Annotated in this window: 23 protein-coding genes; 13 read left to right on the plus strand and 10 right to left on the minus strand. The window is 58.9% G+C overall.

Annotated elements, in window-relative coordinates; translation table 11 throughout:
- Positions 1 to 12: 12 nt before the first annotated feature.
- Both RAE07_RS06380 and RAE07_RS06385 read right to left on the minus strand, forming a co-directional pair.
- Positions 13 to 1,359, minus strand: a complete 1,347-nt coding sequence (locus RAE07_RS06380; RefSeq protein ID WP_239205209.1) for a Na+/H+ antiporter family protein — start codon at positions 1,357 to 1,359, stop codon at positions 13 to 15.
- Between the two features lie 47 nt (positions 1,360 to 1,406).
- Positions 1,407 to 1,730, minus strand: a complete 324-nt coding sequence (locus tag RAE07_RS06385) for a chorismate mutase (protein ID WP_239207972.1) — start codon at positions 1,728 to 1,730, stop codon at positions 1,407 to 1,409.
- Positions 1,731 to 1,827: 97 nt separating this feature from the next.
- On the opposite strand from RAE07_RS06385, the gene pcrA reads away from it, so the two are divergent.
- A complete protein-coding gene (pcrA, locus tag RAE07_RS06390) occupies positions 1,828 to 4,341 on the plus strand; it encodes a DNA helicase PcrA (RefSeq protein ID WP_239207973.1) in 2,514 nt (837 codons plus the stop codon).
- Here the strand turns inward: pcrA and RAE07_RS06395 are convergent.
- Together RAE07_RS06395 and RAE07_RS06400 are read right to left on the minus strand one after the other, a co-directional pair.
- Positions 4,338 to 5,096 (minus strand): M23 family metallopeptidase, encoded by a 759-nt coding sequence (locus tag RAE07_RS06395; RefSeq protein WP_023021986.1) that lies wholly within the window; start codon positions 5,094 to 5,096, stop codon positions 4,338 to 4,340. The two genes, pcrA and RAE07_RS06395, sit on opposite strands and share 4 nt — an antisense overlap.
- Positions 5,097 to 5,728: 632 nt before the next feature.
- On the minus strand, positions 5,729 to 6,478 hold the full coding sequence (locus RAE07_RS06400; RefSeq protein ID WP_023021985.1) for a M23 family metallopeptidase: 750 nt from the start codon (positions 6,476 to 6,478) through the stop codon (positions 5,729 to 5,731).
- Between the two features lie 647 nt (positions 6,479 to 7,125).
- Here RAE07_RS06400 and RAE07_RS06405 point away from each other — a divergent pair.
- The 5 genes from RAE07_RS06405 to RAE07_RS06425 are packed head-to-tail and all read left to right on the plus strand — an operon-like array spanning position 7,126 to position 12,416.
- Positions 7,126 to 8,604, plus strand: coding sequence for a cell division protein PerM (locus tag RAE07_RS06405; protein ID WP_023027763.1), 1,479 nt, complete (start codon positions 7,126 to 7,128; stop codon positions 8,602 to 8,604).
- 22 nt (positions 8,605 to 8,626) lie between these two features.
- Positions 8,627 to 9,235, plus strand: a complete 609-nt coding sequence (gene purN, locus RAE07_RS06410; protein WP_023021983.1) for a phosphoribosylglycinamide formyltransferase — start codon at positions 8,627 to 8,629, stop codon at positions 9,233 to 9,235.
- 27 nt (positions 9,236 to 9,262) lie between these two features.
- Entirely contained in the window at positions 9,263 to 10,795 is a 1,533-nt protein-coding gene (purH, locus tag RAE07_RS06415) for a bifunctional phosphoribosylaminoimidazolecarboxamide formyltransferase/IMP cyclohydrolase (protein ID WP_023021982.1), read from the plus strand.
- Between the two features lie 15 nt (positions 10,796 to 10,810).
- On the plus strand, positions 10,811 to 11,758 hold the full coding sequence (locus RAE07_RS06420) for a hypothetical protein (protein WP_023021981.1): 948 nt from the start codon (positions 10,811 to 10,813) through the stop codon (positions 11,756 to 11,758).
- A 25-nt stretch (positions 11,759 to 11,783) separates the two neighbouring features.
- Positions 11,784 to 12,416 (plus strand): hypothetical protein, encoded by a 633-nt coding sequence (locus RAE07_RS06425; protein WP_023021980.1) that lies wholly within the window; start codon positions 11,784 to 11,786, stop codon positions 12,414 to 12,416.
- Positions 12,417 to 12,423: 7 nt separating this feature from the next.
- Here the strand turns inward: RAE07_RS06425 and RAE07_RS06430 are convergent, their stop codons facing one another.
- The 6 genes from RAE07_RS06430 to rpmB form a co-directional block, all read right to left on the minus strand.
- Positions 12,424 to 13,140: a TetR/AcrR family transcriptional regulator gene (locus RAE07_RS06430; RefSeq protein ID WP_023021979.1), complete on the minus strand. Its 717-nt coding sequence runs from the start codon at positions 13,138 to 13,140 to the stop codon at positions 12,424 to 12,426.
- Between the two features lie 101 nt (positions 13,141 to 13,241).
- Complete coding sequence (locus RAE07_RS06435; protein ID WP_023021978.1) at positions 13,242 to 14,021, minus strand: putative nucleotidyltransferase substrate binding domain-containing protein; 780 nt, start codon at positions 14,019 to 14,021, stop codon at positions 13,242 to 13,244.
- A 242-nt stretch (positions 14,022 to 14,263) separates the two neighbouring features.
- Complete coding sequence (gene rpsR / locus RAE07_RS06440) at positions 14,264 to 14,518, minus strand: 30S ribosomal protein S18 (protein WP_005279904.1); 255 nt, start codon at positions 14,516 to 14,518, stop codon at positions 14,264 to 14,266.
- Between the two features lie 15 nt (positions 14,519 to 14,533).
- A complete protein-coding gene (rpsN, locus tag RAE07_RS06445; RefSeq protein ID WP_005279906.1) occupies positions 14,534 to 14,839 on the minus strand; it encodes a 30S ribosomal protein S14 in 306 nt (101 codons plus the stop codon).
- 3 nt (positions 14,840 to 14,842) lie between these two features.
- Positions 14,843 to 15,007 (minus strand): 50S ribosomal protein L33, encoded by a 165-nt coding sequence (gene rpmG / locus RAE07_RS06450; protein WP_005279910.1) that lies wholly within the window; start codon positions 15,005 to 15,007, stop codon positions 14,843 to 14,845.
- A gap of 2 nt (positions 15,008 to 15,009) precedes the next feature.
- Positions 15,010 to 15,246: a 50S ribosomal protein L28 gene (gene rpmB, locus RAE07_RS06455; RefSeq protein ID WP_005279911.1), complete on the minus strand. Its 237-nt coding sequence runs from the start codon at positions 15,244 to 15,246 to the stop codon at positions 15,010 to 15,012.
- Between the two features lie 476 nt (positions 15,247 to 15,722).
- Between rpmB and RAE07_RS06460 the strand changes: the two genes are divergently transcribed.
- The 7 genes from RAE07_RS06460 to RAE07_RS06490 all read left to right on the plus strand — a co-directional run bounded on the left by RAE07_RS06460 (position 15,723) and on the right by RAE07_RS06490 (position 21,070).
- Positions 15,723 to 15,992 carry a type B 50S ribosomal protein L31 gene (locus RAE07_RS06460; protein ID WP_005323793.1) on the plus strand — a complete coding sequence of 90 codons (270 nt, stop codon included), beginning with the start codon at positions 15,723 to 15,725 and terminating at the stop codon, positions 15,990 to 15,992.
- 15 nt (positions 15,993 to 16,007) lie between these two features.
- The gene (rpmF, locus tag RAE07_RS06465; protein ID WP_005279913.1) at positions 16,008 to 16,181 is read left to right on the plus strand and encodes a 50S ribosomal protein L32; all 174 of its coding nucleotides are present in this window, start codon (positions 16,008 to 16,010) and stop codon (positions 16,179 to 16,181) included.
- Between the two features lie 144 nt (positions 16,182 to 16,325).
- On the plus strand, positions 16,326 to 17,024 hold the full coding sequence (locus tag RAE07_RS06470; RefSeq protein WP_023021977.1) for a response regulator transcription factor: 699 nt from the start codon (positions 16,326 to 16,328) through the stop codon (positions 17,022 to 17,024).
- A complete protein-coding gene (locus tag RAE07_RS06475) occupies positions 17,021 to 18,580 on the plus strand; it encodes a HAMP domain-containing sensor histidine kinase (RefSeq protein WP_524535620.1) in 1,560 nt (519 codons plus the stop codon). Before RAE07_RS06470 ends, RAE07_RS06475 begins: the two co-directional genes overlap by 4 nt.
- Before the next feature lie 109 nt (positions 18,581 to 18,689).
- Positions 18,690 to 20,138, plus strand: coding sequence for a S1C family serine protease (locus tag RAE07_RS06480; RefSeq protein WP_200287938.1), 1,449 nt, complete (start codon positions 18,690 to 18,692; stop codon positions 20,136 to 20,138).
- Between the two features lie 85 nt (positions 20,139 to 20,223).
- Complete coding sequence (locus tag RAE07_RS06485; protein WP_023021974.1) at positions 20,224 to 20,832, plus strand: MogA/MoaB family molybdenum cofactor biosynthesis protein; 609 nt, start codon at positions 20,224 to 20,226, stop codon at positions 20,830 to 20,832.
- A gap of 16 nt (positions 20,833 to 20,848) precedes the next feature.
- A complete protein-coding gene (locus RAE07_RS06490; protein WP_023021973.1) occupies positions 20,849 to 21,070 on the plus strand; it encodes a hypothetical protein in 222 nt (73 codons plus the stop codon).
- Positions 21,071 to 21,122: the final 52 nt, after the last annotated feature.

The following is a 21,122-nucleotide window of genomic DNA, read 5'->3' on the forward strand; positions in this document are numbered from 1 at the left end:
CGTCGGGCCCTTCTAGAGGATGAGTGCGCCTGCCCAGCCGGCGATGAGCAGCGGAATATTGAAGTGGATAAAGGTGGGTATGACCGAGTCGCGGATGTGGTCGTGCTGGCCGTCCGCGCCGAGGCCCGCGGTGGGGCCGAGGGTGGAATCGGAGGCGGGAGAGCCGGCGTCGCCAAGCGCGCCTGCAGTGCCAATGAGCGCAACGGTGGCCGCGGGACTAAAGCCCAGCGACATGCACAGCGGAACGTAGATAACGGAAATAATGGGCAGCGTGGAAAACGACGAGCCGATGCCCATGGTGACTACCAAGCCCACCACCAGCATGGCACCGGCGGAAAGGACCTTATTGGTGCCAAAGAGGTTAGCGGTGGCATCCACCAGTGGGCCGACCTCATTGGTGGCCGTCATGACCGAGGCAAAGCCCTGGGCGGTGATCATGATGAAGCCGATGAGTGCCATCATCTTCATGCCATTGGTGAAAACGTCATCGGCATGCTTCCAATCCACCGCGCCGGTCAGTAGCAAAATACCCAGGCCGGTCAGTGCGCCGACCATGAGGCCATCGGATTCGAAGTCGAGCGCCTGCATGACAATCTGCACCGCAAAGGTGGCAATGATGGCCACGACGGAAACCCAGACCTTATAGGTAGAAGGGGTCTCTTGGTGCTCCGCAGCGGCGATGGGTAGGTCCTTATAGTTACGCGGCTTGCGGTAGCTAAAGAAAATAGCGATGAGCAGGCCTGCGAGCATACCGAGCGCCGGCACACCCATAACCTGCATGATATTGATATCCGAGGTATCCAACCCTGCCTGCTGGATATTAAATAACAGGATGTCGTTTAAGTAGATGGAGCCAAAGCCCACCGGGATGAACATGTAGGTGGTAATAAGGCCAAAGGTCAGGCAGGTGGTAATGAGCCGGCGGTCTAGGCGCAGCTTATTCATCACCTTAAGCAGCGGCGGAACGATAAGTGGAATGAAAGCAATGTGAACCGGGATGAGGTTTTGGCTCATCACGGACATGGCGATGAGGCCGAGGATGAGCATCCACTTGGTGGCTAGGGCCGCCTTGGGATCCGCTTCGCCGCTGCCGCCGAGCTTGCGAATGAGGAAGTTCGCCAGGATTTGCGGCAGCCCGGCTGAGGCCACGCCCATCGCAAAAGCGCCCAAGAGGGCATAGCTCAGCGCAATCTTGGCGCCGCCGCCCAAGCCATCTTGGAAGGCAACCATGGTGGCATCGAGTCCCATGCCGGACATGAGCCCGCCGACGATGGCACCCAAGAAGAGAGCCACCACCACATGCACGCGCAAAAGGGCGAGCACGAGCATGACTATGACGGCGATGAGAACTGCATTCATGCTTAGCCAGGATACTGCATAGTATCGGCTGGCCAGTAATTATTCGGCTAGCCCAACCGCCCGCGGCCCATGCGCAGCAGCGCCGAGGCAATAGTGGGGCCTTCCTCGCCGAGTTCATCGCGGAACTGATTCAAAATTGCAATCTCGCGCGTGTGAACGAGACGGGTGCCGCCGGAGCTCATGCGGGTGCGGCCGATGGCCTGGGAGACTTCCGTGCGGCGCTTGGCAGCATCCAAAATGATGCGGTCCATGCGGTTGATTTCTTCGCGATATTGTTGGATCTCCGCATCAGAAAGGGGATCATCCGTGCCCGAGGGCGTGCGGATGTCCAAGCCATTATTGACGATGTCCTTATTATCTTCTGCGGTCATAAAACCATATTGTGCCACCCGTTCGTGCAAAAGGAAATAGCAGCTCGCACGGCGGATACGGGACGTGTCCGAGGGGGCTAGTAGGTTGGTAGGCATTATGAACGAAAACTCTCCTTTTAGTCCTTCCCCGTCTAGCGGTGGTGCGCCCGCCCCAAGCCCCTTCGGTGGCTTCGGCGCACCGCGCGGGGCGAGCCCGCAACCCGAATCCTCTGATGCTTTGACCGAGGGCCTTAACCCACAGCAGCTTGAGGCCGTAACCCACTCTGGAAGCCCGCTGCTCATTGTGGCCGGCGCCGGTTCCGGTAAGACCGCCGTGCTTACCCGGCGTATTGCTTATCTCATGCGCCACCGTGGGGTAAATCCGTGGGAGATCCTCGCCATTACCTTTACCAATAAGGCCGCCGCGGAAATGAAGGAGCGCGTGGGCGGGCTAGTTGGCCCTGTGGCCGAGCGCATGTGGGTATCTACCTTCCACTCCATCTGCGTGCGCATCCTGCGTCAAAATGCGCAGCTCGTCCCAGGCCTTAATACCAACTTCACCATCTACGATGGCGATGATGCCCGCCGGCTTTTGTCCATGATTGCCAAGGACATGCAGCTGGATCTGAAAAAATACACCCCGCGGGTGCTGGCCAATCAGATTTCAAACCACAAAAACGAGCTCATTGGCCCCGAATCCGCGCTGGAGGCGGCGCAACAGACCAAGAATCCTTTTGATACCACCGTGGCCCAGGTCTATGCCGAATACCAGCGCCGCTTGCGCGCGGCCAATGCCGTGGACTTTGATGATCTCATCGGTGAGGTGGTGCGGATCTTCACCCAGCACCAGCAGGTGGTGGAATTTTATCGGCGGCGCTTTAAGCACGTGCTTATTGACGAGTACCAGGACACCAACCACGCCCAGTATGCGCTGGTTGCTGCGCTCGTGGGCAGGGGAGAGCTCGGCCCTGACGCGCCCGAGCTGTGCGTGGTGGGCGACTCCGACCAGTCCATTTATGCCTTCCGTGGTGCGACCATCCGCAATATCCAGGAATTCGAGCGCGACTACCCGCAAGCACATACCATCCTGTTGGAGCAGAATTATCGCTCTACCCAGACCATTCTCAATGCGGCCAACGCCGTTATTGCTAAAAATGAGAACCGACGCGAGAAGAACCTGTGGACGGCCCACGGTGAAGGCGAGCAGATCGTGGGCTACGTTGCCGATAACGAGCACGATGAGGCGCGGTTCATCGCCTCCGAGATTGATTCCTTGGCGGATAAGGGGCGCAGCTATTCCGATATCGCGGTCATGTACCGCACCAATAATGCCTCCCGTGCGCTGGAAGATATCTTCATCCGCTCCGGAATTCCCTACAAGGTGGTCGGTGGAACGCGCTTTTATGAGCGGCGTGAAATCCGCGATATGGTGGCCTACCTGCGCATCCTGGATAACCCGGATGATACGGTGAGCCTGCGCCGCATTATCAATGTGCCCAAGCGCGCCATTGGGGATAAAGCACAAGGGCACATTGCCCTCCATGCAGAAAACCACGGCATTAGCTTTGGCAAGGCGCTTGCCGATGTCCCTCGTGGCGAAGTGCCTGGCCTAGCCACCCGGGCCATTAACGCGGTCACCAAATTCAACGAGATGATGGAGGGCATCCGCAATCAGATCCCTTCCATGCGCGATGAGGTTACTGGCCAGCCGGATTTGGGTGAGCTGCTCACCGCCATTTTGGATGCCACGGGATACAAGGCGGAATTGGAAAACTCGAACGATCCGCAAGATGGCGCGCGCCTCGATAACTTGAATGAGTTGGTATCGGTGGCACGCGAATTTACCTCAGAGGCCGCGAACCAGCTGGCTGCTTCGGGTGCAGATGCAGTGGATCCTTCCGAGTTAGTGGAGGAGGGTGAGGCCGCGCCGGGCTCGCTGCAGGCCTTCTTGGAAAAGGTGTCGCTGGTGGCTGATGCTGATCAGATTCCTGACTCGGAGACTGGCGTGGTCACCATGATGACTCTGCACACCGCAAAGGGCCTCGAGTTCCCCGTGGTCTTTTTGACCGGCTGGGAGGATGGCCAATTCCCGCATATGCGCTCTCTCGGTGACCCGAAGGAGTTGAGCGAGGAGCGCCGCTTAGCCTATGTGGGCATTACTCGTGCCCGTGAACAGTTGTATCTCACCCGTGCCATCTTGCGCTCGGCTTGGGGCAACCCGGTGACTAATCCTGCCAGCCGCTTCCTCGGCGAGGTCCCTGCAGACCTCATCAACTGGCAGCGCGAAGACTCCGATAGTTCCCTAACCGGTGCGTGGGGTGAGGACGATTACCAATATGGTCGTTCCTACGGCCGCGACTGGTCTGGGTGGGGCAGAGGTGGGGCCCGCGGTGGCCAGTGCGCTGCGTCTTCCCCATCGCAACGCACTAGCAAGCCGGCGGCAACCTCAATGCCTAAGAACAATAACTTCAACCTGGCCGTGGGTGACCGTGTCAATCACGCTAAGTACGGGCTCGGTACCGTTATTGAGACGTCGGGCTCCGGTAAGCGTGCCACGGTCACCGTGGACTTTGGTTCTTCCGGTAAGGTCCGGCTGATGCTCATCGGCGGAGTGCCGATGGAAAAGCTCTAGACCGAAATGCCGCGCTCGTTGAACCAGGAGACTGGGTCAACGGGTGCTCCACCACCTGGGTGAATCTCAAAGTGGAGGTGCGGGCCCGTGGAGTGGCCCTCGTTGCCAATGCCGGCGATCTCTTGACCCGCGGTCACGTGGTCGCCCACATTTACCTTGAGCTGGTCTGCCGACATGTGGCCGTAGACGGAGATGGTGCCGTCATCGTGCTGGATGCGGATCCAGTTGCCAAAGCCCTGTGCTGGCCCGGAGTTGATGACGGTGCCGTCCATGACCGCCACAATCGGGGTGCCCACGGAGTTTGCTACGTCGATGCCGTTGTGCATGGTGCCCCAGCGCTGGCCGAAGCCGGAGGTAAGGGTGCCGGAGGTAGGAAAGACCACTGTATTGCCCGCGGAGTCCTTGCCGCGCTTCGTGGTGAGTCCAGAGTGATTTCCCTGGGGAGCGAATGCTTCTTTCAATCCCGGTACAGAACCCGGATCCAAGACGATATTTACTCCGCCGGATTCGTTTCCATCTACCTGCGGGGTAGCCTCGCCGTTGAGAACGCCTACGGTAGTGGTGGCCAAGCCCACGAGGGCGTCGACCACACCGGCGTCATCTACGTTCGTAGCGGTGGGCTCGGAAGAGCCGTCCGATACGTCCACGCTAGCCACTGGCTCTGCAGCAAAAGCGGTGGTGCCGGTAGCAAGTACGGTACCGAGCGTAACGATGCTCAGCGCCACGTTCTTGCGTGCGCGGTTCATGCGCTTCATATCTTAAGTCCTTTTCATGGCTTGCATGGTCTCGGGACGCTTGCGCCCTAGTGAGGGCGGCGTCTTGCAACTGCCAACCGCGACACGCCGAAAGCTGAAATGCTTGCGTTCGAAATCGCTCGTGGCAACGAGTTAAAAGTTAGCCCGCCTGAACGGCCCGCGCAATCTTAAAAAACGCTGGTAGCGGCGGAAAAATTCGAAATTATTCGAACATGCCAGCTTGTTGCGCGTGTTACGAATGTGACTAGAGTGGCGTGTGTGAAGTGTTGGTTTAGGGACTGGGGGTAGACTTTGGGGGTGGGTATGCCGCTCTGGAAATGGCGTGTTGCGTTCAAACCCAGTGATTAGCGGAAAATGTGTATTTACCTGCGACAAGGCTGAGCGCTGGACTTGCCTGTGCGGCGCAATTTGTGTCTAGGTCCGGTGGTGGAGCGCTTGTCTCGACGGGGCTTGCCATTTGTTGGAGGCGCAATGGGAAGGCTGCGACGCACTTGAGTCGTCTTGGGGAAGGTTGGCTGCAGCCGCGGTGGTCGGGAGCCGGCGCTGGTGTCTTTAGGGGCAATTGTGGACATGAAAAAGCGCCGCAGGAAAGCCACTGCGGCGCTTAACAAGAAGGTGTTTGGGTGGGAGCCTTAGAGGTCGATGCCTCGCTCAGCCAGCCAAGGCTGCGGATCGATTGCCTCGCCACCGTTCGGGTGAACTTCGAAGTGGAGGTGGGAGCCGGTGGAAAAGCCCATCGAGCCCATGCCGGCGATCTTCTGGCCGGCATGCACGTGCTCGCCAACGGCCACGTCAAGGGTCTGCATGTGACCATAAACGGTCATGGTGCCGTCGTCGTGCATGATGCGGATCCACTGGCCAAAGCCGGAAGCTGGACCGGAGTCGATGACCGTACCATCCATGACGGCAAGGATGGGGGTGCCGGGAGAGTTGGCGATGTCGACGCCCTTGTGGAAGGTGCCCCAGCGCATAGCGAATGGGGATGTGAATGCACCCTCGGCTGGGCGGGCTACGGACGGTGCGCGAGCGGCTTCGTCAGCGGCGGCGCGCTCCTCGGAAGCCTGGATGGCCTTGTTGAGCTGATCGGATAGATCTGCAACCGGCTTTGCTTCAGCTACATTGAGGATCTGCGGAGTGGTATCAACGGGGGCCTCAGCAGCGTCCTCAACCTGGGTGGAATCAGAAGCGAGCTCGAAGTCAACGGACTGCGTCTTGGTAGTGGCCGCGTCATCAGACTGGATGTTTGCAGCGGCTGCGCCACCTACGCCGGCGGTGGATACGGCACCTGCCGCAACCGTCATTACGGCGATGCGGCCCTTCGCGGTCTGCGAGGTGACAATCTTGCGATGGCGACCGGCGCCACGCTGAACTTTGCTTCGCATTAGGTCTTCTTTCGTCTTTTTCACAATCTGCGCAATCTGAGTGTTACGTCCCCACCGAGTTAGTTACGAGATTGTGACCTTCTTGTTACCAACGAGATGTAACAGTAGCGTCTCGAAAAGATAACAGCAACCCAAATTAAGAAATTTTTAGGCGTTGCTCGAGGGAATTGCCCACGAGCAGGCAACATAATCCGAATGGCATATTATTACTGCGACCAAGATCCCACTCGGGCTGCGTGTGGGTCGTATAAAACCGATAACTTTCCATTCATGTTACTGTAGCCAGAGTTAAAGGTGTGAAACCGGGGTAGATTTTATACTCCTAATATATATGTGTGGTCAAGGTGCAGGGGTGTCGCCGGTGATTTTATGGCTACCTCGTCGCGCCACCCCAGATCTGCTGCCGGAAAGTGGCAAAGTGGACGCCGATGAACAAAAACACCAGCCCCCATTCTCGGTCAACGCCCCGCCCGCGTAGCCAGGCGCGGGGCAGGACGGTGCGCACGGAGCGCACCCCACGCGCGCCCCATCCCAGCGGGGCCCGCCAGCCCTCTGGATCGGCGCAACGTGTCGCCCGAAAGGCCGGATCTAAAGCCAAAGCGCGCCGTACTCCTGCGCCGCTGACTAGGGCCGGCCGCATCCGACGCATGCTTATCACGGCGGCAGTGCCCAACGTGGTCATTGTCCTTATCATTATGGCCATTGCCCTCGGTGGTCTTATGCTGGCCGGCTCACCCATGGCGTGGTGGTACACCATCGTGGCGGAGTCATGGATGGTCTTTAACCTCGCGCCAGTCTCGGCGGCCGAAGTGCACATGTCTTTCTTGCCCGCCTTACCCGCGCTCATCTTGGCTGCGGTCGTGGCAGTCCGCGTGCGTAACGCGGTTAAGCACAAGGTCAGCGTCAAAGACTTGCTTATTCTTCTTAGCTGCGTCCTTGGCGTGCCAGTGGTATTTACCATCATCGCCTGGCTGATGCTGTGGGACGCGGGCAAGGTCTATGATGTCTCCCCGCCAAACCTGGCACAGGCTTTGCTGCGGGTTATTGTTCTACATCTTGCTGCTATGGCAGCCGGCATGGGCTCGCGCTTGTGGCGGGCATTGGCCAAGCGTTATGGGGTGCCGCGCCAGATTGTCGACGCCACTCAGATCGCCCTTCGCTACCTCGGCTACCTAGCCATTGGTGCCGCCGTAGTCTTTGCGGTGGTTTTCCTCCTCAATATTTCTCGCCAGGGCGAGATGATGGATGAATATCCCACGGTCTCCGGTCTAGGTGTGGCCGGACTAGTGCTAGTGAGCCTGCTATACATTCCCAATGCCATCGTCAGCACCGCTGCGGTGGTGGTGGGCTCAGAGTTTTCCATCGGCGAAGGTTCGGTCAGCCTCTTTAGTGCCCACCTCGTGCCGTTGCCACCGCTGCCGATTACCGGTGGAATCCCGGCCTCCGCGCCTAGCTGGGCCGTAGTGCTTCTAGTTGTCCCGCTCGGCGCCGCAATCTACGCCCTATATAAAAAGCGGCCAAGCTTCCAGGACGTACTAGTAGCTACGGTGGCCTCCGCGGTAGTGATGTTTATTGCCTGCTACCTTGTCAGCGGCGACCTTGGCTACTACGGCGCCACCGGTCCGATTCTGTGGACCGCCGCAGGCCTAACCGCCCTGTGGATGGCCGTTGTCGGCAGCGCCGTTGCCGCAGGTTTTGCCTTTGTGGCATGGCGCGCGGCGCGCACGGCACGTGTCACGGCCCCTGATACTCCCGATTCGGATGCCGCTGAAGACGACGCCCCTGAGGCCGCCGCTGAAACCGACGAGACCCCAGTTGAACCGGAGCGCGAGCCCATCACCGATCCAGAGATCGTTGACGCCGAAGTAGTTGAGAACGAGCCCGATGACTCCGCCCCTGACGCAGCCGCGGATGGGGAAGAAGGCACCCCAGCTGAGGATGCGGCGAAGCAGCAGGAGGAACCGGAGGAATCTGAGAAACACGAGGAATCGGACGAACCTGAGGACGCTGAGGAGAAGAAAAGGGGCGTCGCCAAGCCGGTTAGCCAACAGCTCAAGGACCAAATGGGGGAGAGCGAGCAGGCTTCCTCGAGCGAAAATTCCTCCGCGGAAGGGGAGAGAGACTAGGCTATAGCGCGTGACTTCACCGATGCCTCCGCGCTATACCGCTGACCCTGAACGCCTCCGAGTGGTGGTGCTCGTTTCTGGAACGGGTTCACTGCTGCAAGCCATCGTGGATGCCCAAGCAGGGCACTACCAAGTGGTGAAGGTGGTGGCGGATAAGGAATGCCACGGTATTTCGCGCGCACAGGACCACGGGATCGATACCGAGGTCGTGGCGCTAGGTGCCGATCGCGCCGAATGGAATCAACGTCTGGTTGACGCAGTAGATGCTGCGCAGCCAGACGTTGTTGTTTCTGCGGGCTTTATGAAGATCCTGGGAAAGGAATTTCTTGACCGCTTCGAAGGCCGCACCATCAATACCCACCCGGCGCTGCTGCCAGCTTTCAAGGGAGCGCACGCCGTGCGCGACGCCCTAGACTATGGCGTGAAGATCACCGGCTCTACCGTCCATTTTGTGGATTCGGGAGTGGATACCGGACCCATCATCGCGCAGCGATCCGTAGCCATCATGGCGGACGATGATGAGTCCACTCTCCACGAGCGCATCAAACAAGTAGAGCGCGATCTCATCGTGGAGGTGCTGCGCGCAGCAGACGTCCACAATGAGGAACTTATTATTCAACTCGCAGACTAAGACTTTTCGAAAGGCTTAATCCTCCTCATGAGCGAAGACCGCAAGCAGGTAAAGCGCGCTCTTATCAGCGTGTACGACAAGACCGGGCTGGAGGATCTGGCCCGCGCCCTCGATAAGGCAGGCGTAGAAATCGTCTCCACCGGCTCCACCGCGAAGAAGATCGCGGACCTAGGCATCGAGGTCACTCCGGTAGAAAAGCTCACCGGCTTCCCAGAGTGCTTGGAAGGCCGCGTCAAGACGCTGCACCCGCGCGTTCACGCCGGCATCCTGGCCGATACCCGCAAGGAAGAACACCTCAACCAGCTCGCCGAGCTCGAGGTAGAGCCTTTCCAGCTCGTCGTGGTCAACCTGTACCCCTTCCGCGAGACCGTCGCTTCTGGCGCGGACTTCGATGGCTGCGTGGAACAGATCGATATCGGCGGCCCGTCTATGGTGCGCGCGGCCGCTAAGAATCACCCGTCTGTTGCCGTGGTAGTAGATCCCTCCCGTTATGACGAGGCTGTGGAGGCCATCAACAACGGGGGCTTTACTCTAGAGCAGCGCCGCGGCTTGGCCCGCGACGCCTTCCTGCATACCGCGGATTATGATGCGGCCGTCTCCGCCTGGTTTGTGGACCAGCTGAGCGAGGAAGGCCAAACCACCCCGCTGCGCTATGGCGAAAACTCCCACCAAAAGGCCACCATCACCCGCATCGGTTCTACGGGCCTTGCCAATGCCACCCAGTTCAACGGCAAGGAGATGAGCTACAACAACTACCAGGATGCGGATGCCGCCTGGCGCGCCGCTTGGGACCACGAGCGCCCCTGCGTTGCAATTATTAAGCACACCAATCCTTGTGGCATTGCCGTTTCTGAAGAGTCCATCGCCGCCGCCCACCGCGCGGCGCATGCGTGTGACCCGATGTCCGCCTTCGGCGGCGTCATCGCCGTCAACCGCGAGGTCACCGTGGAGATGGCCGAGCAGGTCAAGGAAATCTTTACCGAGGTCATCGTCGCTCCTTCCTACGAGGACGGCGCCATCGAAGTCCTCAAGGCCAAGAAGAACCTGCGCGTGCTGCAAGCAGAACACGAAGACCAGCACGAAGAGCGCAAGTACATCTCCGGCGGCGTGCTCACTCAAGAGCCAGATACCTACCAGGCCGAGGGCGATGACCCAGCAAACTGGACCCTGGCCGCAGGTGAGGCCCTCAACGAGTCCGATATGGCTGAGCTCGAGTTCGCCTGGCGCGCCGTGCGCGCGGTGAAATCTAATGCGATTTTGCTGGCTAAGGACAATGCCACTGTGGGCGTGGGCATGGGCCAGGTCAACCGCGTTGACTCTGCCAAGCTCGCCGTCGAGCGCGCCAATACCCTGGCCGATGGCGCCAACCGCACCAAGGGCTCTTTCGCAGCTTCCGACGCCTTCTTCCCATTCGCCGATGGCTTGCAGGTGCTTCTCGACGCCGGCGTGAAGGCCGTAGTCCAGCCCGGCGGCTCCATCCGTGACGAGGAAGTCATTGCAGCGGCCAAGGAAGCCGGCGTTACGCTGTACCTGACTGGCACCCGCCACTTCGCCCACTAGCCTAAGCTAGTTTTCATGACGTTCCCTATCCGCCGGGCCTGGGGCCCGGCAGCTGCCCTCAGCGCCTGCGCACTCTCCCTGGGCGCGTGCGCAAGCGCTGAGGATGCAGCGGATAATTCCCCTACTTTTGTCAATACCGAGGCACGCGGCACGGCCGATCCCTTGTACGGAGAGACCACGTCTGCAACGACTGCGTCCTCATCCGCAGCCCCTGCTGCCGAGCGCGCCCCGTCCGACTCCACGGAACCTCCGGTCGCAGCCCCTGCCGATGACGTTCAAGCCGTACTTGATCGCATTGTGGCAGAACACGGAAATGTGGGCATTGCGGTCTCCGATGGCACCTCTACCGTCGAGGCTGGGCGCACCGCTCCCGAAGCCGCGTGGTCAACCTCCAAGGTGCCCGTGCTTATTGCGGCGCATCGTACGGGTGTTGCCGATAGCCAGCTGGTGTCCTCTGCAATTACTTACTCCGATAACGAGGCCGCCAAGGCCGCGTGGGCAGCATTAGGGGAGCCGACCGTGGCCGCACACGCCGCCCAAAGCGTTATTGCGGAGGCAGGCGATACCGCCACCCAAGTCCAATCCCAGGTCACCCGCCCTGAATTTACGGCCTTTGGTCAAACCATGTGGAGCGTGGGCAACCAGGCTAAGTTTATGGCTGGGTTGCGCTGCGTGGACGGAGCTCAGCCGATTATAGACGCCATGGGAGTCGCCGATCCTGCACAAAGCTATGGCCTACGCACCCAGCCGGGCGCCTTGATGAAGGGCGGCTGGGGGCCGAACCCCGCTGGTGCTTACGATGTGCGCCAGATGGGTATCGTCCGGTTGGGCGGGCACGATGTCGCCGTAGCATTAATTGCCTCGTCTCCTGATGGGCAGTACGCCTCCACCCAGGCGGTCCTTACATCCATTGCCGAAGACCTCGCTCAAGCCAATACGCAGTGGCCCAGCTCGGCCTGCTAAGTCCTAGCACGAGAAAGGAAAGCTAATGTCTTATCGCTCTCGCCTCCGCCCGCTTATCGCCGCGGGGTTCGTCCCACTCGTGGCCGCCAGCCTCGCGCTCAGCGGCTGCAGCAACGCCAAGGATGAAGCTGCCCCTAGCTTTAAAGGCCAGGGTAGTGGAATGACCACGGTCGACAACGCCGATAAAGAAGAGAAGAGTGGCGAGGAAACCACGGCTGCGCAAGAGACCGCAACGAAAGATGAGGAAACCCCCGAGGAGCCACCGGTAGTTACGGTCACGCAGACAGAAAAGCAGGAGTTACCTTCCTCTTCCGGCGGGGGTCAGAAGAGTGGTGTGGGTAACTACATTTCCAACTTCAACGAGTACGGATGGCTGGATGGCGGCTACGCCGACTGTCAGCGCTTTGAGCGTGCCTTGTTCGCCGGCTCTGGTCCCGACGGCAGGGTCATCATTTGTGAAACCGGCGGTGGAGTCAAATTCTATCGCTCGTCGATGTTTGATGGTCAGTTCCAAACGGACGACGTTACCCAAGACGGGAATAACTACTACGTCAATGCGGATCCCTCGATTATCGTGGTGACCCCGAGCGGCGTCAGCGTGCGCGAGGGAGGCGGATTGGCTGCCACGGGAGAGTTCACGGAGTCGTGGCAGCGCTAGTGAGGGGTTAGCGCGACTTCTTCTTGCGGTCGGCTGCTGCGGCGGCGGCCGCAGAGATGGAGTCGTTGCGATTCTTCAATAGCTCGAGGGTGGTTTCCTCGGCGTTATCGGGAACGGAGGCGCCGAGGACGGCTAAGGCGGCGTCGGCAAGCATGGCTGCAGTCTCTGGTACCGACTGGGAAGCATCGAACGGAGGGGTGCCGTTATTGGGGCGCATTTCGATGACGGATAGCGCAATGTGGAAGGGAAGCTCCACTCGGGGATCCTCCTCGCCCACAATGGCGGCGGCGGTAGAGCGGAAATGATTCTGCAGGCGGTCGCGCGATTCGTGGTATTCGGAAAACTCCGGAGAATTAGCCACCGGCAGTTGATATAGGCGTCCCACGTTCCAGCCGCTGGTGAGCAGTAGACGTGATTCCGCGGCGACCAAAGACCACAGGCGTTGAGCCGGATCGGCATCAGTGCCGGCCAACTCATCGGCCAACTCCAAGGATGGTTCGATGGTGGAATTGAGCAGCGTAAGGAAAATCTCCGTCTTGGACGGGAAATGGTAATACAGCGAGGCCTGGCGGATGCCAACCGCATCTGCAATCTGGTGCGTGGATGTAGTAGCAAACCCTTGAGTAGTGAAAAGCTCGGAGGAGGCGTCCAAGATCTCCTCTCGGGCGCTGTTTCCCCTGCGCCGCGGGCTGTGTTTACGCGGCCTACCGACAGTGCCTGCCATGCGGTGGGACGCCTCCTTTCACAAGAAGAAATTGCTTTTAATTACCAACTGTACAATCTTATGCCCGACTAGGTACTGCTTCCGAATCCGCACCTTAGGGACTATTTATATTCTTCTGTCTGCTGGGTAATGGACTCAAATACGGCCGAGACAATACGGCACGCCGAGCCATAAGCAGTGCGGTCCAACGGCGGAAGATCCCGCAGCGTGGCTGGGCGGTCACTGACGCGCTCGTACCAACGGCGCAACTCTAATGCATAGCCGGTACGCCACGCTAGATCCAAAGACTCTGCGTCGGTGGCGGTGAGGACAGCGCGCTCAACGCCAATCGCCAGGCGATCTACCGTCGGGCGAGGCCCCGGCGCTGCCCAGCGAGCGATAGCTGCAATGGGGGAGAGCAGTGTCGCCTTGATGTCCACAGCTGCATCTCGGTCCGGCAGGCCGTCCACCATTTTCAGAGTAGGCGGGCGCTTGGTCAAAGCTTCTTCCAGGAGTGCTTGTTCGCCGCCGTTTCCTAGGGGGAGGCCGGCATCGACGCGCGAGGCAATCGAATCGGCGGCCTCGTGAGCCTGGAGGCCGACATCAGAAAAGACTTCCTGGAGATCGGAGTCCTGGCCAATCCACTCCACAGGCATAGATGGCAGCTGGTCGCCCCGAGCGGCAGCACCGGTAAGGCGTACCGGTGAGTTGACCCCAGGGGAGCGAACGATATCTACCAACAAGTGGGAATACCAGTGAGCCAATTCAATCTCATTATCTTGGTGAGCGACCGCATTGCGCAAGATATCTTGGGCCTCTGCGAGCAGCCCGCGGGCCGTAGCGCGGGACTGGCAGTGCGGGGCAAGCTCGGAGAGATCGAGTAGGGATTGGTGTAGGGCCATTGCTCACTGCCTTTCACTAGTGCGAAGCCGGTGCTTCCCCCAGCGGCTGCGGGGCGCACGAATGCTTTAAATCTAACACCTTGGCCGCGTGGGCTGAATATCTGGGTGCAAAGGCGGGAGTAAGAGGGAGAAAACGACTATCGCCGCCTGCCCTCGAGGAGGGAGGCGGCGATAGTCTATGGATCTTTTACCGTGTCACACTTGCCAGCGGCAAAAGTGCGCTGTTGATACCCAGCTACTGTTTAGCGGGTGGTGAACGGCAGGAGAGCCATTTCGCGTGCGTTCTTGACTGCGGTAGCAACCTGACGCTGCTGCTGCGGGGTCAGACCGGTGACGCGACGGGAACGAATCTTGTGACGATCCGAGATGAACAGACGCAGAGTCTTGGTGTCCTTGTAGTCCACCTTCTCGATGCCCTCAGCCTTCAAAGGGTTCTTCTTCGGGCGACGGCTCTGCTCCATACGGAACTTCTTTTGGTTATTGCGCTTATTAGCCATTGTGCAATTACCCCTTTACCAGCTGGACTTACGAACGCCCGGCAGCTCACCACGGTGAGCCATGCCGCGCATACGGACACGGGACAGGCCGAACTTGCGGAGGTAACCGCGTGGGCGGCCATCGGCAGCGTCACGGTTACGTACGCGGGCTGGGGAAGCGTCACGAGGCTGGCGGTTCAGCTCGAACTGAGCCTCCAGGCGCTCCTCATCCGGGGTGTTCGGGTTCTTGATGATCTTCTTGAGCTCAGCGCGACGCTCCGCATAGCGGGCGACGATTTCCTTGCGCTGCTCGTTCTTAGCGATCTTGGACTTCTTAGCCATTGATTATCGCTCCTCGCGGAATTCGACGTGCTTGCGGGCAATCGGATCGAACTTCTTCAAGGTGATGCGATCCGGGTTGTTGCGCTTGTTCTTACGGGTCACGTAGGTGTAACCGGTGCCCGCAGTGGACTTCAGCTTAATGATTGGGCGGATATCGTTACGTGCCATACTTAAATCTTCTCCCCACGTGCGCGAATCTTAGCCACAACGGACTCGATGCCATCGCGGTCGATGATCTTCATGCCCTTGGTGGAAACATTCAGGGTGATGGTACGGCCCTCAGAGGGCAGGTAGTAGCGACGACGCTGCACGTTGGGGTTCCAACGGCGCGAAGTGCGGCGGTGCGAGTGCGAGACCTGCTTGCCGAATTCCGGCTTGCGGCCCGTTACCTGGCAAATAGCCGACATGGGTCTTCTTTCTCCTAGCCGCCCACATCATGGCTATGGACAATGAAACGCCGACTGCCGAGTGAGGGTGGCAGTGCTCAAAAGTGAGGTGTGAGCGGGTGCGGCGCCATCGTCGAACGCCAGTAGACGGGGCGTAAAACGTATATTTTGACAACAGCAAGGGAAAATCTTACAGCCTTGGGCGCGAATTACCTAATCGCTACCTTGCTGTGGTTAGTGGGGCTGTTTGTGGTTTTGGGGTGGCATTTGGCTGTGGCGTGCCGCCATGCGTAATACAAGAAACTGGTGTGAAATGAGTGGTCGGAGCGGGAAGGGGATTTCGCATCTGGGGTAGTTGACTGTAGGATAATTCAGGTTGTTGACCCGTGCCGCACGGCACGCGGTTAGCAGAGTGAAATTTGTACGTCCCAACTCGGGCACGATCCGCTCCATAAGTGGGTGGAACCGACCTGTAGTCCAACCCTGAGGGAATATATATGAAGAAAGATATTCACCCGGATTACCACCCGGTAGTCTTCCGTGATGCTGGTACCGGTCACTCCTTTTTGACTAAGTCCACCGCTTCCTCCGACCGCACCGTGGAGTGGGAAGATGGCAACGAGTACCCACTGATCGTTGTTGACGTTACCGCTGAGTCCCACCCGTTCTGGACTGGTGCACAGCGCGTTATGGATACCGCCGGCCGCGTCGAGCGCTTCAACCAGCGCTTCGGTGGCATGGCTCGCCGTAAGAAGAAGAACGCGTAAGGAGGAGAATAGAAAATGGCAACTCCTAAGTTTAAGAAGTCCCGTGCGAACACCCACGCACGTCGTTCCCAGTGGAAGGCTGACAACGTGGCCCTCCAGGAAGTCACCATCGACGGACAGACCGTCCGCATCCCGCGCCGCTTGGTCAAGGCTGCCAAGCTGGGCCTGGTTGACGTAGAGCAGTTCTAAGCTCGTTTCGCACTTTCCCCGTTCGCTCTCTGTAGGAGGGTTGAGCGGGGATTTTTGCTACCTTAAGTATTATTTGGGGGGCTATGGGGGTAAATATTTCTCATAACTTCATGAAGTTGCGTTTCATCAGTAATAATTAGGATCATGAAAATCCTTGTGGTGGATGATGAACAACCCGTCCGTGAATCGCTACGCCGTTCCCTACGTTTCAACGGCTACGATGTGCTGACTGCTAGCGACGGCTTAGAGGCAGTGGAGGCGGTGCGCTCTGAGAATCCAGAATTGCTGATTCTGGACGTCATGATGCCAAACATGGATGGACTTGAGGTGTGCCGCACCCTGCGTAGCGAAGGCTGGGACCGTCCGATTCTCGTGCTGACCGCGCGCGATGGCGTATCGGACCGCGTAGCTGGTCTCGATGCTGGCGCCGATGATTACTTGCCAAAGCCATTCGCACTGGAAGAGCTCTTGGCGCGCGTGCGTTCCTTGGTTCGCCGCGCTTCCGCAGATTCCATCGCTGCTGAGGCTCCGGTGGAGAGCAAGCTTAGCTTCGAAGACCTAGAACTCGACGCTGATACTCGTGAAGTAAGCCGCGGTGGCCGCTCAATTTCTTTGACGCGTACCGAATTTTCCCTACTGCAGCTCCTTATGGAAAATCCCCGCAAGGTGCTTTCTCGTAGCAAGATTCTGGAGGAGGTATGGGGCTATGATTTCCCTACCTCTGGCAATGCGCTCGAGGTCTATATTGGCTACCTACGTAAGAAGACGGAGGGAGACGGCGACTCGCGTCTTATCCACACTGTCCGTGGCGTTGGTTATGTCTTGAGGGAGTCTCATCCGTGATCTTAAGGAAGCCCGCTTCCCCTGCAGTGGCTTCCGGGAAAGCACAGCCCACACCTCTTACTGAGTTCTCTGAAAGTCAAGGGAGCTGGGCTTCACGGGCGCCACTGCGGTGGCGCCTTGCTACTGTTACTGGCCTTGTGGTGGCCGTAGCCGTTGCCGTAATGACCTTGGCAACGTACTGGGTAGTATCTATGTCCCTGCCTGCCTCCGTAGATGACCGCTTGGAGGCCAAAGCGGATGCCTTGTTGCGCAAGAGCCAGGACCCGCGGTTTATCGACAACGTGGATCAGGAAATTGAAGAATTTAAGTCCTATAACCCTGATACGCGCGTTTCCTTATCGCCGCCCTCAACGAGCTTGTCCTATGGCGATACTATTCCCCTCGGTGGAGACTTCCATCGGACGGAAGACTATACAGACACCTCCGTGCGTACGGTCGGCGGCGAACGTGTTCTGGCCAAACGCCACGATCTAGGCTCTACCGTTATCGTTGCGCAATCTCTGGCTCCGACCCAAGAATTCATCGCCATCCTCGGCACAGTTTTGCTGATTATTGTTGCGCTTGGCATTTTGCTCGCCATCTTTGCTGGTCTCATCGTGTCCAAAACCGGCATGCAACCCATTGCGCGCTTGAAACGCGCAGTGGATTACGTGACGCAGACCAATGATCTGCGCCCCATCGAAGTATCCAATAATGACGAGATGGCTCAGCTGACCACATCCTTTAACCAGATGCTGGAAGCTCTGCAAGAGTCTCGGTCGCAGCAGGCCCAGTTCGTCGCCGATGCCGGGCACGAGCTGAAGACGCCGTTGACCTCAATGCGTACCAATATTGAGCTTTTGATGATGCTTAATCGCGCCGGTGGCGGCTTTGGCATGAGCGATGAGGACCGCAAGGACCTTGAAGATGACGTCATGTCCCAGATGAACGAACTCTCCACCTTGATTGGTGACCTCGTTGACTTGGCGCGTGAGGATGGCAACGAACGAGAACCGGAACCGGTGGACCTGTGCGAGGTCATGATGTCTTCCTTAGAGCGTGCCCGTCGCCGCCGCCCGGACGTGGAATTTCTGGTGCGCTTTATCCCGTGGGAGCTGGATGGTGACCCCTTCGCATTGGGCCGCGCTACGTTGAATCTGATGGACAATGCGGCTAAGTGGTCGCCGGCTACTGGCACGGTACGCGTGTCCATGGAACAGCTATCTTCCCACGAGGTGCGCTTGCGCTTTGATGACTCCGGTCCGGGCATTGCGCCGGAGGAGCGGGAGAAGGTTTTCGAGCGCTTCTACCGTTCGGCAGAGGCGCGTTCTATGCCTGGCTCTGGTTTGGGCCTGGCTATCGTGAAATCGGTGATTGAGCGCCACGACGGCACGATTAAGATCCGTGAGTCTAATGATGGTGGCACACGCATGGAAGTAGTCCTGCCGGGCAAGCCCGTGTCCGGAGAAATCTTTGTCGATGGTTTGGCAGAACCGCATGAGGGGCAGCCGGGCGGCAATGAAGATTCCAGCGATCGCGGTGAAATCTTTGCTCAACGCTGGTTTAACCAAGGGTAGGCTGCGGCCTTTTATACTGGTGATCGCATACAGCTACCTTTCAGGAATTCCTAGTAGGTTGGCAGATCAGTAACAGTCTTGACTAAGCGAAGTGAGGCATAGTTTTCTCATGAACATGAGGAATGACGATTACCGCGGCTTTGATGGTTCCTTCCCGGAGGGAGCGTCCCAAGAAGGGCCGGGTAAGGCCGAGCCGGTACACGGTGGTCCGAACTTTGGAGACATCGGGCAGCCAAACCCAAACGCTGGCACCGCCGGCCCCTATAGCAGCGACGCCGACGCGCAGGAATATGGGACTGGCTCGTATTCACAAGGCTGGAATCAACCACGCGGCGGTGCAGAAGGAGCTGATCCCAGCGCGCTAGGTTCACAGGCGCCGTACCCGCAGGGCCCGCAGACCCAAAGCTTTAATACTCAGGGCCAGGAAGGTCCGATGGTCACCCCGCTGCCCCCGCAACCGGAACAAAAGAAAAAGATTGGCCTCGGCGCCGCAACTGCCTTGGCTGCCGTAGCCGCAATCGCCGCGGGTTCAATCGCTGGAGCCGTGGTCGGTATGAATTCTGGGGGAGGCAACAACGATACGTCAGTGGTCAATGAGGCGCTCAAGGCCCAGCCGGCCAATAACAGCACCGGCAAAGAACCAGAAAAGGGCTCCGTTGAAGAGGTAGCCTCCAAGGTTTTGCCGGCGGTGGTTTCTATCCAGACGATGACCCGGACGGGCGGGGCAGAAGGCTCCGGTTCCGTTATCTCCCCGGACGGCTACGTGCTGACCAATTACCACGTGGTTGCAGGCGCTGAGCACGGCGGCATGATGCAGGTGACCATGAACGACGGCAGCAAGCATGATGCTGACGTGGTGGCTTCCGATGCGAATACTGACGTGGCCATTGTGAAGATAAAGGATGTCAAAGACCTGCCGTTCTTGCAGTTCGGTGATTCTGATTCCGTCGCCGTGGGACAGGAGGTTGTGGCCGTGGGCTCTCCTCTGGGCCTTAATGCGACCGTGACTTCCGGTATCGTTTCTGCCAAAAACCGCCCAGTGCGCGCCTCCCAAGAAGGCGGCGAGTCTTCCTTGATTGACGCCATTCAGACTGATGCCGCGGTCAACCCGGGCAACTCCGGCGGTCCACTGGTGGACCGGGACGGAAATATCGTGGGCATGAACTCCATGATTGCTTCGCTGTCCAGTAATTCCACCGGGGAGGGCGGATCCATCGGACTGGGCTTCGCCATCCCGTCGAACTTTGCCAAGCGCATGGCGGACGAGCTCATTAATGATGGCAAGGTCACTCACCCGACCCTAGGCGTGAAGGTGCTGGCGCGTGACGACGGCAATGGTGCCCGTATCGCCGGGGTTGAGCCAGGTGGCCCAGCAGATAAGGCGGGCCTGAAGGAAGGTGACATCGTCACCCGCGTCAATGATCGCTTGATCGAGAATGCCGATGCCCTGATTGCGGCGGCGCGGTCGCAAGATTTTGGCGCGACAGTGACCTTGGAGGTTACACGCGAAGACTCGGATGAGTCTCGTCAGGTAGAGGTAACCCTCTCAGGCGAGTAAATTACTGTGCAAGACCTCATTAGGTGCTGAATGCACCGTACCTCACACCGCCGAAAGGCCCTACTGCCTTAAATTAAGGAGAATAATGCCAGATTTGCAGCAGGACTTGACCGACTCCGCGCAACCGGAAGGCGAAGGCAAGCACGATTCCTTGATGGATGTTGCCGAACCCGATGATGCCTTCCTGCTAGCGAGCGAGCAGGAGGATAGCCTAGCCGCGCCACGCCGTGCTCTCATCGTTATTGTCACTGATCACCCTGGGGAGCAATCCGATAGCACCTCTCAGTTGGTCAGTGAGTTGCTCGCGGAAGCTAACTTCCGTGTCGATGGCGCCATCGTGGTGCGTTCCAAGAAGTCCAAGATTCGCCAGGCCATTGAGACCGCCGTGGTCGGTGGCGTGGATTTGGTGCTGACCGTAGGCGGCACCGGTGTAGGCCCGCGCGACAAGACCCCGGAGGCTACCCGCTCCGTCATTGACAAGATGGTTCCGGGCGTGGCCCAGGCGCTGCGTTCTTCCGGTCAAGCCTGTGGCGCGGTGGATGCTTGCACGTCCCGCGGCTTGTCGGGCGTTTCTGGTTCGACTGTAGTGGTCAACCTTGCCTCGTCGCGCGCTGCGGTTCGCGATGGCATGGCTACCTTGGCACCGCTGGTGCACCACCTCATTGAGCAGCTGCAACAATCCAGCGTTCAGTAATCACAAGGCATAGTCTATGACGTTCCGGAAAAATCGTCGGAGAGTCTTCCGTCAATCGGAAGCTGCCGATTATGACCGTAGTGCTGATAAGCCCGGCACATCGGCTGCCCACGGGGTCGATGAGGATCGAATTGTTAACGTTGATGACGCGGAATCGGCCACCGCAGCAGAAGGGGAGTCTGGTCAGCGCGATGAGCAGTTCTACCGCGAGAACCAGCCCCCACACTATGGCGGCTAGTGCGAAGGAGAAGAGTGCAATCACGCACTCAGTAAAGGGATAGATAAAAGCC

The sequence above is a fragment of the Corynebacterium nasorum genome (assembly GCF_032821635.1).
Classification (GTDB): domain Bacteria; phylum Actinomycetota; class Actinomycetes; order Mycobacteriales; family Mycobacteriaceae; genus Corynebacterium; species Corynebacterium kefirresidentii.